General features: G+C 36.1%; 11 protein-coding genes. 7 read left to right on the forward strand and 4 right to left on the reverse strand.

What is annotated here, in order from left to right:
* The first annotated feature begins 36 nt into the window (after positions 1 to 36).
* The 5 genes from hacA to mmp11 all read left to right on the forward strand — a co-directional run bounded on the left by hacA (position 37) and on the right by mmp11 (position 4,265).
* Positions 37 to 1,281 carry a homoaconitase large subunit gene (gene hacA, locus ACJROP_RS05445; protein WP_406534476.1) on the forward strand — a complete coding sequence of 415 codons (1,245 nt, stop codon included), beginning with the start codon at positions 37 to 39 and terminating at the stop codon, positions 1,279 to 1,281.
* A 4-nt stretch (positions 1,282 to 1,285) separates the two neighbouring features.
* Positions 1,286 to 1,765 (forward strand): 3-isopropylmalate dehydratase small subunit, encoded by a 480-nt coding sequence (locus tag ACJROP_RS05450; RefSeq protein ID WP_406534477.1) that lies wholly within the window; start codon positions 1,286 to 1,288, stop codon positions 1,763 to 1,765.
* Positions 1,740 to 2,747: an isocitrate/isopropylmalate family dehydrogenase gene (locus ACJROP_RS05455; RefSeq protein WP_406534478.1), complete on the forward strand. Its 1,008-nt coding sequence runs from the start codon at positions 1,740 to 1,742 to the stop codon at positions 2,745 to 2,747. Before ACJROP_RS05450 ends, ACJROP_RS05455 begins: the two co-directional genes overlap by 26 nt.
* A 152-nt stretch (positions 2,748 to 2,899) precedes the next feature.
* The gene (gene ribH / locus ACJROP_RS05460) at positions 2,900 to 3,316 is read left to right on the forward strand and encodes a 6,7-dimethyl-8-ribityllumazine synthase (protein WP_292738685.1); all 417 of its coding nucleotides are present in this window, start codon (positions 2,900 to 2,902) and stop codon (positions 3,314 to 3,316) included.
* Between the two features lie 7 nt (positions 3,317 to 3,323).
* The gene (gene mmp11 / locus ACJROP_RS05465) at positions 3,324 to 4,265 is read left to right on the forward strand and encodes a methanogenesis marker protein 11 (protein ID WP_406534479.1); all 942 of its coding nucleotides are present in this window, start codon (positions 3,324 to 3,326) and stop codon (positions 4,263 to 4,265) included.
* A gap of 61 nt (positions 4,266 to 4,326) precedes the next feature.
* Here mmp11 and ACJROP_RS05470 read toward each other — a convergent pair whose 3' ends face one another.
* Positions 4,327 to 6,030 carry a glycosyltransferase gene (locus ACJROP_RS05470; RefSeq protein ID WP_406534480.1) on the reverse strand — a complete coding sequence of 568 codons (1,704 nt, stop codon included), beginning with the start codon at positions 6,028 to 6,030 and terminating at the stop codon, positions 4,327 to 4,329.
* 172 nt (positions 6,031 to 6,202) lie between these two features.
* On the opposite strand from ACJROP_RS05470, the gene purE reads away from it, so the two are divergent.
* A complete protein-coding gene (gene purE / locus ACJROP_RS05475; protein WP_406534481.1) occupies positions 6,203 to 7,225 on the forward strand; it encodes a 5-(carboxyamino)imidazole ribonucleotide mutase in 1,023 nt (340 codons plus the stop codon).
* Between the two features lie 7 nt (positions 7,226 to 7,232).
* The gene (locus tag ACJROP_RS05480) at positions 7,233 to 8,489 is read left to right on the forward strand and encodes a UbiD family decarboxylase (protein WP_406534482.1); all 1,257 of its coding nucleotides are present in this window, start codon (positions 7,233 to 7,235) and stop codon (positions 8,487 to 8,489) included.
* 22 nt (positions 8,490 to 8,511) lie between these two features.
* Here the strand turns inward: ACJROP_RS05480 and amrS are convergent, their stop codons facing one another.
* The 3 genes from amrS to ACJROP_RS05495 all read right to left on the reverse strand — a co-directional run.
* Positions 8,512 to 9,384 (reverse strand): AmmeMemoRadiSam system radical SAM enzyme, encoded by an 873-nt coding sequence (amrS, locus tag ACJROP_RS05485; protein WP_406534485.1) that lies wholly within the window; start codon positions 9,382 to 9,384, stop codon positions 8,512 to 8,514.
* Positions 9,371 to 10,297: a thiamine-phosphate kinase gene (gene thiL / locus ACJROP_RS05490; protein ID WP_406534483.1), complete on the reverse strand. Its 927-nt coding sequence runs from the start codon at positions 10,295 to 10,297 to the stop codon at positions 9,371 to 9,373. The genes amrS and thiL overlap by 14 nt, the downstream gene beginning before the upstream one ends.
* Positions 10,298 to 10,397: 100 nt before the next feature.
* On the reverse strand, positions 10,398 to 11,080 hold a 683-nt coding region (locus ACJROP_RS05495; RefSeq protein ID WP_406534484.1), incomplete at its 5' end, for an Ig-like domain-containing protein.

Consider the following 11,080-nt stretch of genomic DNA (forward strand, 5'->3'; position numbering starts at 1 on the left):
TGATAAATATTTATCATTAATAAAGAGGTTACAAATATGCCAACAATGTCCGAAAAAATATTAGCAAGAGCTTCAGGAAAAGATAGTGTAGAAGCTGGAGATATCGTTATTGCAAATATTGATGTAGCAATGACTCATGATTTGACTGGACCTCTTTCAGTAGAATCTTTTGAAAAAATCGGTGCTTCAAAAGTATGGGATTCATCAAAAATTGTCATACCTTTTGATCATCAAGTTCCAGCCGATTCAATTGACTCTGCCAATAATCATATAATAATGAGAGAATTTGCAAAAAAGCATAATATTGAACATTTTTATGATGTTAATGTTGGTGTTTGCCACCAAATTTTACCTGAATTGGGCCATGTTGTCCCGGGAGAAGTTATCGTGGGTGCCGATTCACATACCTGCACTCATGGAGCATTAGGTGCATTTTCAACAGGAATTGGTTCAACCGATATGGCAATGGTATTCAGCGAAGGCAACTTATGGTTTAAAGTGCCTGAAACAAACAGGTTTAACGTTATCGGTGATTTGAAAGAAAACGTTTATGCAAAAGATGTTATCTTACATATTATAGGTCAAGTTGGTGCGGATGGCTCAACATATAAGGCCTGTGAATTTGCCGGTGAAACCGTCAAAAATATGAGCGTTTCCGATAGAATGGTATTATGCAACATGGCAATTGAAATGGGCGGTAAAACCGGTTTGGTGGAACCCGACAAGAAAACCATCGATTATGTTGAAAAACGCTCAAATAAACCTTATAAAATTTATAAAACTGATTTGGACTCATCTTCATTGAATACAATCGATATTGACGTGAGTGATTTGGAGCCGCAAGTGGCATGTCCTCATAATGTCGATAACGTAAAGGCAGTAAGTGAAGTTGACGTGGAAATCGATCAAGTATTTTTAGGTTCATGCACTAATGGAAGGCTTAGTGATTTAAGAGATGCCGCAAAAATCTTGAAAGGCAATGAAATAGCAAATGGAGTTAGAATGTTGGTTATACCTGCATCAAAAGAAATTTACACAAAAGCGTTGGATGAAGGATTAATCAAAATATTTGTCGAAGCTGGAGCACTTGTATCAGCTCCATGTTGCGGCCCATGTCTTGGAGGACATACCGGAATAATCGGACCTGGTGAAGTAAGTCTTTCAACTTCAAACAGAAACTTTAAAGGAAGGCAAGGAAGCCCTGATGGAAAAGTATATTTATCTTCCGCTGCTGTTGCAGCCGCTTCAGCAATTAAAGGAAGAATTGTGGCTCCGGAGTGATAATATGAAAGGAACAGCATGGAAATTCGGAAATGACATTGACACAGATATTATCGTGCCTGGAAGATATTTAATTTATACTGATGAAGAAAGATTATCAAAGCATTGTATGGAAGGTCTAGATCCAGATTTCGATAAGAAATGCAAAAATGGAGACTTTATAGTTGCTGGAAAGAACTTTGGATGCGGCTCTTCAAGGGAACATGCTCCAATTGCACTAAAAGGTGTTGGAGTTGCTGCCGTAATAGCCGAGTCATTTGCAAGAATCTTTTACAGAAATGCAACAAATGTTGGAGTTCCTCTTCTTGAAGCTCCAGGAATTACAAAAATTGTGGAAGATGGAGATGAAATTGAAGTGAATATGGATGAAGGAACAATAACTGCTTCAAATGGCGAGACAATTACATTTAAAAAATTACCTCCATTCATGTTGGAAATATTAGAGCAAGGTGGTTTAATTGAATACCTCAAAAACAAAAAGTAAATATCAAATTGCCGTTGTTCCAGGTGATGGAATAGGTAAAGAAGTAATGGAAGCGGCAATATACATTTTAGACTCATTAGGCATTGATTTTGAGTATATTTATGGTGAAGCTGGTGATGAGTGCCTTGAAAAAAACGGCACTGCACTGCCTGCAGAAACCTTGGATATCATAAGAAATGCTGATGCATGCTTATTCGGTGCAGCAGGCGAAACTGCAGCCGATGTTATCGTTAAAATTCGCCAAGAAATGAAAATGTTTGCAAATTTAAGACCTGTAAAAGCATATCCTAACACTAACTCATTGTCTGACAACATTGACTTTATGATAGTGCGTGAAAATACCGAAGGACTGTATATTGCAGGTGAAGAGCACTTTACAGACGATGGTGCAATAGCCAGACGCATAATAACAAGACAAGCGGAAGAAAGAATTATTGATTACGCTTTCAAATACGCAAAAGAAAACAACAAAACAAAAGTGACTGGTGTTCACAAAGCAAACGTTTTAAAGAAAAGCGACGGGTTGTTTAAGGAAATTTTCTATGAAGTTGCCAAAAGATATCCTGAAATTGCGACTGAGGACTTTTATGTGGATGCAACAGCAATGTATCTCATTACACAGCCGGAAAGCTTTGAAGTTATCGTGACAACAAACCTTTTCGGAGACATATTATCCGATGAGGGTGCAGGCCTTGTTGGAGGGCTTGGATTGATTCCATCTGCAAATATAGGTGAAGATGGAGCACTATTTGAACCAGTTCACGGTTCAGCACCAGATATTGCAGGCCAAGGCAAGGCAAATCCAATAGCTATGATGCTTTCAGCCGTTATGATGCTTAGATATCTTGGTGAAAATGAAGCCGCAGACAAATTCGATGCGGCAATATTGAAAGTACTAAATGACGCTAATGTTTTAACTGGTGATTTAGGCGGTTCAGCTACAACTATGGAACTGGCTAGTGAAGTTAAAAATAACTTATAAAATAAAATGGAGATAGAAGAATATGGATTTCAAAAAATTAAGCAAAATGCAATTAGCAGCACTTTTTATCATATTCATTATGGTAGTCAGTGGGGTTGCAGGTTTCCTTCTTGCTATATTTTACGGTTAATTAAAAGAGAGGTTTGATAAAAATGGTAAAATACGAAATAGCAGCAGTTGTTGCAGAATTTAATTATGATATTACACAAATGATGTTAGAATTAGCTAAAGCAGAAGCAAAAAATAGAGATTGTGAAATTACAAAAGTGGTTGCAGTTCCAGGCGTATTCGATATGCCTCTTGTAATCAAAAAATTATTGCAAAAAGGAGAATATGATGCAATAATCACTCTCGGTGCCGTAATCGAAGGTGCAACAGACCACGACCAAATCGTGGCACAACACGCTTCTCGTAAGATTGCTGATTTGGCGCTTGAATACGATACTCCAGTGGCACTTGGAATCACTGGTCCAGGAATGACCAGATTAGATGCTCACAGACGTGTTAAAAACGCAAAAAGTGCTGTTGAAGCAGCTATCAAAATGTGCGACAGATTAAAAGAAATTTAGTGATTGGATGGAAATTTTAAAACCTGAAGAATTAAAAGAAAAATTTGATGACCCTTGGGTTGCGCCATATCAAAAAGTATTGACTATGGTAGACGGTGACAAGGTCGAAATCGTCGAATATCACCCATGCATTTCAGGATCCCATTGGTTATTGAATCAGTACAGAAACAACTCTGAACTAATTGATTCAGCTTATCGTGATGGTAATAAGCATGTTTACTCCTGTCATGTTGGTTCCGCTCCACTAGACTTGAAAGCCAGTTTTAATGCGGCTGGAATTGATGAAATCGTTGTTGAAGGCGATGAGGTTAAAGTAACCCATGCCGGTCTTGCAGGTGCTGGTGTCGGAGCCGGAATGTGCAGAGGAATGGGTAAAGGTGTTAAATACATCGAACTTATAGAAAGCGGAGGCGGTTCAAAAGTCGGAAGGGCAACTGTAGTAACTCCAAAACTTGAAAAAGTGGTTATCGGTGTTGACGACACTGACACTAAAGATGCTGGAGCTACTTGGACAATGGCTCACAACTTAGGTGTTGAACTTGCAAGTGAAGGATATGAATACTTGGATCATATTATAGTTCAACTATATCCGCATAATCCTCACAAAACACAGAACTGTGTTTCCATTGCACTGACTTTTGCGGTTGAAGCTGACAAAAAGCAAGAATTAATCGACAGAGTTATTGAAATTCTTAAAAGAGATACTTTATCTGATAAAACAGCAATAGCTATTTTAGAAGGTTTAGATATTCCAGAAAAATTAAGAGAATATTCCATTGCTACAAAATCTGGAATGATGGATGTTGAAACCGCTGAAAAAACAGCTGAAGAATTAAACATTCCATTGATTGCAGTGACTGGTGAGCAAGGAAAAGTTGGTGCGCTTGCTGCTTTAGGCCTTTACAATGATGTTGAAGAAGCAGTAAAAGCATATGACAAGAAAGATTAATATCTACAACTAAATGTTGTAGATTACTATTTTTATTTTTTAACAATTAAATGATTTCACATTATTCAAAATTAAAATTCAAGAAATTTCCTTGATTTTCACGGACAAACACTTTTATTGAAGTGGAATTTGTATCCCAAAATGATATTTTCACCTTATGGCCATCATACTTGAATGTCTCATTTAACCCATCCTTATAATTGAAAGATCCGTAATATTCTCCATCTACTGCAATATCATAAGTAGAATTATCCTTAAATATTCCAGAAGAGTTTACAACAGAATTGTTGTCAATTATAATTTCATAAGATGATGCATTCTTGTCTCTTGAAGTAACGATGAATTTTTCCTTTATTGTATCATTATCCACTTCAAAACTATGAGTTATTATGCTGCCTTCAAATATCTCCTTTAAACGACTGTTTTGAATGACATCGCCCGTATCCACATCCAAGAACTTTTTAGCTTGAATCGGCAGTCTAAGAGTATCCGGTTCGCCTTGCCTGGTTTCATTAATCAAATAACTTTCATCATCAATGACAATTGTATCATTAACCTTTACGCCAAGCGTCATCATTGCATCAGATGGCATGCGTATTTCACCAGATTCATTTTCAATAGCTGTATCGACAGTATAAGGTCCCCTTACAGAAATGGTATTGTCCCTTGGGGAATCATCAGCATAAATAATCAAGTTTCTTGAATTCGGTTCGATGGATAAGACACCATGCTCAAAATGTGCCGCTCCGATGAATGTTGAAATCATCAAAAGCAAAACGATGATTGATATAATCAGTGGAAAGTGAATCTTAATAAAAGACCTTATTAAATTTCCCCTCGGAGTCTTTCTGAACATGTCAATAGACTTTACAATAACTTTAATAATGTAATAAATGGCAAATATTATTCCAATTATGGAAACTATAACTCCAATTGCCAAAGGAACAAATTTTACAAAGAACAATGTAAACAAGCCAAGGATAACTAAAGATAAACCAACAATAGACATTCGAATATCATGACCAATGTCGTCAATCATTGTTACTCTGCCGTACTTGTTAGCACGACCGATGATTGTTCTTACAACTTCATTAGCCATTAAATTTAAATCAGAAAGTGGAGACATGTCATGTTCAATAGCACCGATGTCAACTTCCATTATGGAAATTCCGAGAACATCAGCATCAATGACAATACCAACATCTACACCATAATCGCTTTCAAAATTAATTTTTTTCAAGACTTCCTTTTTAGCTGCAAACTGACCGCTCAGCGGTTGTTCAAATGAAATTTCAGGGAAGAAAAAGTTCAAAAGTGGCTTTGCAGTAAGTTCAGTAACACGACCGCTTGCACGAGAAAATTTAGTTTTTGTGATATCGGTTTTGCCCTCAAGTATTGGCCTAATCATTGCTTCAACTTTAGCGGAAGTTAAATTGTAAATGTCCGCATCAATAAAAGCAATAATATCACATTCAGCCTGTTGATAACCGGTGTATAAAGCTTGACCTTTACCTTTATTAATTTCATGATTAATCACAATTGCTCCAGCTTTCAGGGCTTCTTGTTCAGTATTATCACTAGACCCATCATTTACAACGATGATTTCATCCACTACCGATACCTTTTTAACAACTTCAACAACCTTAGCTACTGTTTCCTCCTCATTATAAGCAGGAATGATTACAGAAACCTTTTGATATTTTTTAGGCTTTTGAGTTTTTATGCCGGCTAATAAAAAAGCAAGGATTAAAAAAAACCAATACACTCCAAATTTCTCCATGAAAATTTTTTATTAATATAGTTTTATTATTTAAATAGTATAAATGTTATTGAAAAAAACAATTAAATTGTCAATTGAAAATATCATATGATAGTTTAATATATTTTGAAAACAATATTCTATAATTGATAAAATTTATTTCAGAAGGGATTTTTAAATGACACCAAAGATAATGATTATTCTTGGAAGCGGATCTGATATTGAAATAGCTGAAAAAAGCATGAATATTTTAGAAAAATTAGAAATACCATACAGTTTAAAAATCGCATCGGCTCATAGAACTCCAAATTTAGTTCGTGAAATTGTAACTCAGGGAACTAATGCTGGAATTGAAGTGTTTATCGGTATTGCAGGACTTGCTGCACACTTGCCCGGTACAATTGCTGCCTTTACACCAAGGCCTGTAATTGGAGTGCCTGTTGATGTAAAAACCGGAGGTATTGATGCACTACAATCCATCGTTCAAATGCCTTATCCTTCCCCAATTGCAACTGTCGGAATCGACAGAGGAGATAATGCCGCAATACTCGCTGCCCAGTTTATTGGACTTTATGATGAAGAAGTGCGTCAAAAAGTAATCAATCTCAGGAAAGAATATGCCGAAAAAGTAAAAAGAAGCAATGAAGAGATTGTTCAGAAAATAGAAAAAAAATTCCTTCAAAACGATTTTTTAAGAATTAAAAATCTCGAAATAAATAAAATCGAAGTAGACGAGAATGAAGCTTGCTGTAAAAACCAGGACGCTGAGGTAGCAATCATTGTCGGAAGGCAAAACGATGTGGTTAACGCTAAAAAAATAACAACACTTCTAGACAGACTCAAAATCACACATGATATGAAAGTCGTTTGCCCTATTAGGTCTACTAAGAAATTCACAAATTATGTTAAATCAATGAAAAATGCAAAGATATTCATTGGAGTTAGTTCAAACTCATCACAGGTTACCGGAGGAATCGTCGGGCTTACTGATAGGCCAGTGATTGGAGTTCCATGTACTAATGAATATGGTGATGACTATATGCTTACTACTGTTAGTATGCCACCAGGAGTGCCTGTTGCAACAGTTGGAATAAATAACAGTAAAAATGCCGCTGTACTTGCAGCAGAAATTCTTGCTATCAATAATCCAGATATTACAGGACTTTTAGACAAATTAAAAGATAAAAAAATTAACTTGTAGTGATACTATGAACATTAATGACCAAAATATTATCGAAATTACAGAAGAATTATCTGCTGAATTTGAAGTGGGAAAATTTTTGAGAAAATACCCAAAAGATACTGTTATTATTAAAAACGTTAAAGGATTCGACATGCCTGTTATTTCAGGTATTTGCAATACCAGGGATAAAATAGCAAAATCCATTAACTGTGAAGTTTCTGAAATTACTGAAAAAATCATTGATGCTATGGAAAATCCAATTAAAGTGGATAAATTTACCGACTTTTCCCAATATGATACATCTGATGTTGATTTAGATAAAATTCCTATTTTAACTCATTATACAAGAGATGGTGGAGCTTACATTACTGCAGGCGTTGTATTTGCACGCGATCCAGTGACCGGCATTCAAAACGCTTCAATCCACAGGATGATGGTGTTGGATAACAAAAGGTTAGTTATAAGAATCGTTCCAAGAAACCTTTACACTTATTTCCAAAACGCTCAAAAAGCTGGTGAAGACTTGGACATTGCAATAGCTATTGGAATGGATCCGGCAATTCTGCTTGCAAGCACAACTTCAATACCAATAGATTATAATGAAATGGATGTTGCAAATGCCTTTAAGGATGGTAATCTGGAATTGATTAAATGCGGCGAACTTGAAGTTCCACAAGCCGATATCATCTTAGAAGGTAAGATTTCTGTAACAGAAACTGTTGCTGAAGGTCCTTTCGTTGATTTGACCGATACCTACGACATTATCCGTGACCAACCAGTGATTAACTTGGAAAAAATGCATATCAAAAAGGACAATCCATGCTACCATGCAATTATACCGGCTGGATTCGAACATAAATTATTGCAAGGTCTTCCGCAAGAACCTAGAATCTTTAAAGCTGTTAAAAATGCAGTTCCTACAGTTGAGAATGTTGTTTTAACTGAAGGCGGTTGCTGCTGGTTGCACGCAGTCGTTTCAATTAACAAGCAAACCGAAGGCGACGGCAAAAATGCCATTATGGCTGCATTGTCAGCTCACCCTTCACTAAAGCACTGCACTGTAGTTGACACTGATGTCGATGTATTCGACGCTGAAGACGTTGAATATGCAATAGCTACACGCGTTAAAGGTGATAGGGACATCATGATTGTTCCGAATGTGCGCGGTTCATCTCTTGATCCTGTTGCCGAAAGTGATGGAACAACTACAAAAATTGGTGTGGATGCAACAAAATCACTTAAAACAATTGAAAAATTCGAAAGAGTTAGTTTTTCAGAATAACTAACTTTTTTTTAACTATTTTTTAAATATTTCCTAAATGGACATTATCAATGCCTTTTGTCAAAGCAATTTCCCTTGCCTTAAACAATATTTCAGGTTTTGTAGGTGAAATGTCATTCATTTTATAGTGGGGAAATGCCCTTGAAAAATGTAGGGGTACATCCGTGCCCAATTCATTTGCAACGAAATCACATAACTCTGTAATCTCATCAATCGAATCATTATAATCGTTGATGATTAAGTTTGTAATCTCCAAGTGCTTTCCTTCATCGTAAACCCTTTTTAGATTATCCAAAACAATATCCAAATCAGCACCGCAGACTTTTTTGTAAAAATCTTTTGACATTGATTTCAGGTCTATATTGAATGCATCGACAAAAGTCAAAACCTCTTCAAGAGACTTGTCCGAAAAGTAACCGTTGGTTACATAGATTACTTTCAAATTTTTACTTTTAGCTAAAAGGGAAGTTTTCTGGTTGAAAGGTAAGTGTATCGTAGGTTCATTATATGTCCAAGCAATTGACTTGCAATTATATTTAAGTGCATTTTCCACAATCGCTTCTGGTGTTATTTTAATTCCCCGTGAATATTTATCAAACTCTTGGGATATCATATAGTTCTGGCAATGCAAACATGTCATGTTACATCCGAAACCACCGATTGAGTATGTAAATGTCTTAGGTAGAAAATGATGCAAAGGCTTTTTTTCAATCGGATCAGGACTTAATGATGAAACTATTCCATATGATTCATCATATAACTCACCATTGATGTTTTTGTGTTGCCTGCATACTCCAACATGACCGTCAGCTATTTTACAGTAATTCGCACATATCTCGCATCTGATCTTTTGCGTCTTTGAACTTTTCTTATACAAGTCATTACTCACTAACATAATGTTCATAGCCCTTATTCCTAATCTGTTCAACAAATCCGTTTTCTAAAGTAAGCTCAATAACATCAGAATCATTGACAACACCAATCACTTTATAGTCAATTGGCAGTTTATCCAAATTATCCTTTGAAATTGTAAACAGCAGCTCAAAATCTTCGCCCACGTGAAATAGCAAATCCAAATAATCCAAACCAAGCTTGTCGGCCAATTGCATGTATTCATCGGAAATTTCCAATAGCTCTTCATGAATCATGAATCCAAAGCCGTCTTTTTTGATTTCATATAATTCGCTTGCAAGTCCGTCAGTAATATCAGTGGCAGAAGTTGCACCATATTCCTTTAAAATTTGACCTTCTTTAAGTCTTGCTTTCGGCTTCAGAGCCTTTTTTGAATAAATAGTATCTGAAATGTCCAATTCAAAACCTAATGCTGCGATTCCAATGTCGCCAGTAACAGCTATCACATCACCCAAATTATAGGTATCTCTCATTAACGGCTCATCACATAATCCTAAAGCCGTTCCGGAAATGATTATCTCATCAGCTTCATTTGTGTCTCCCCCAATCAGTGGGATGGAATAATACTCACAAGCCTTTAAAACACCATCGAGAATTTCTTTAAAGTCATCCAAAGCCAAATCCTTTGGAATTGCAATTGACAGCAGAAATCCTAAAGGTTGAGCTCCCATGGCGGCAAGGTCACTGACATTAACGGTTACTGCCTTAAATCCCATATGGAAATAAGACATTCCCTTTGGAAAGTGCCTTGATTGGATTAGCATGTCTGTTGTTGAAATCAAATTTGTAGAATTAAATTCGGTGATTGCAGTATCATCAGGAGTAATATTCTTTGAATTAGAAACAATGTATTTAACTAACTCTTTTTCGCCAATATCTGAAACTTTAAGGGTCATGAATATTATTATAGATTTTAGAATAAATAAATTTTAATATTTAAAAAATAAAGAAGTGAGGGTTTATTTTTTAATAAACCCATTTTTGAAATGTTTTGTTTTATGCATTTTTTACAACAGCTGTGTTGGTTATTTCAATGTTGTTATATTCTGCTTTTAATTCGTATGTTCCAGGTGCATAGTTGATTGTTAGTTTTGCAATACCGTTGGCATCTGTTTTCTTGTTGTAAGCAATGCCGTTAGCTGTTATTTTAATTATTTGACCTGATAAAGCAACTGCATCACCATTGGAGTTCACTAGTTGGACTTCGTATGCAGTACCGTCTTTGTAGGTCATGTTTACATCACTGGCGACAATGCTTAAACCGTCAGCATTGACTGTTACAGTGTTATTCACAGTTTCGGATTGGTATCTGGTATCGTTTACAACTGCGCTGATAGGGTATGTGCCAGGTTTTAAGTTGATTTTTAATGAAGCGCTACCGTTAGCGTCGGTTTTGGCCTTGTAGTTTAAATTGTTGATGGTGAATTTTACAACAACATTTGCAAGGGCGTTTCCTTGAGCGTCAACAACACGGACAGTATAAGCACCGTCTTTATAGCTCATAACAACATCGTCGCCTGTTAAAGTAACACTAGCCTTTTCAACAGTGACTGTGGCATTAACAAATGCAGATTCATAATAACGATTGCCTGCAAAGGTAGCATTCACTGCATATGAACCAGGAGCCAAATTAACAACTAAGCAAGCTTGACCATTATCATCGGTCTTACGATTATAAA

This window comes from Methanobrevibacter sp. (assembly GCF_045220775.1).
Lineage (GTDB): Archaea > Methanobacteriota > Methanobacteria > Methanobacteriales > Methanobacteriaceae > Methanocatella.

Excerpts from the sequence above, each read along its gene's own strand:
- hacA (WP_406534476.1), top strand. The coding sequence starts at position 37 with ATGCCAACAATGTCCGAAAAAATATTAGCAAGAGCTTCAGGAAAAGAT.
- ACJROP_RS05450 (WP_406534477.1), top strand. The coding sequence starts at position 1,286 with ATGAAAGGAACAGCATGGAAATTCGGAAATGACATTGACACAGATATT.
- ribH (WP_292738685.1), top strand. The coding sequence starts at position 2,900 with ATGGTAAAATACGAAATAGCAGCAGTTGTTGCAGAATTTAATTATGAT.
- mmp11 (WP_406534479.1), top strand. The coding sequence starts at position 3,324 with ATGGAAATTTTAAAACCTGAAGAATTAAAAGAAAAATTTGATGACCCT.
- purE (WP_406534481.1), top strand. The coding sequence starts at position 6,203 with ATGACACCAAAGATAATGATTATTCTTGGAAGCGGATCTGATATTGAA.
- ACJROP_RS05480 (WP_406534482.1), top strand. The coding sequence starts at position 7,233 with ATGAACATTAATGACCAAAATATTATCGAAATTACAGAAGAATTATCT.
- amrS (WP_406534485.1), bottom strand. The coding sequence starts at position 9,384 with ATGTTAGTGAGTAATGACTTGTATAAGAAAAGTTCAAAGACGCAAAAG.
- thiL (WP_406534483.1), bottom strand. The coding sequence starts at position 10,297 with ATGACCCTTAAAGTTTCAGATATTGGCGAAAAAGAGTTAGTTAAATAC.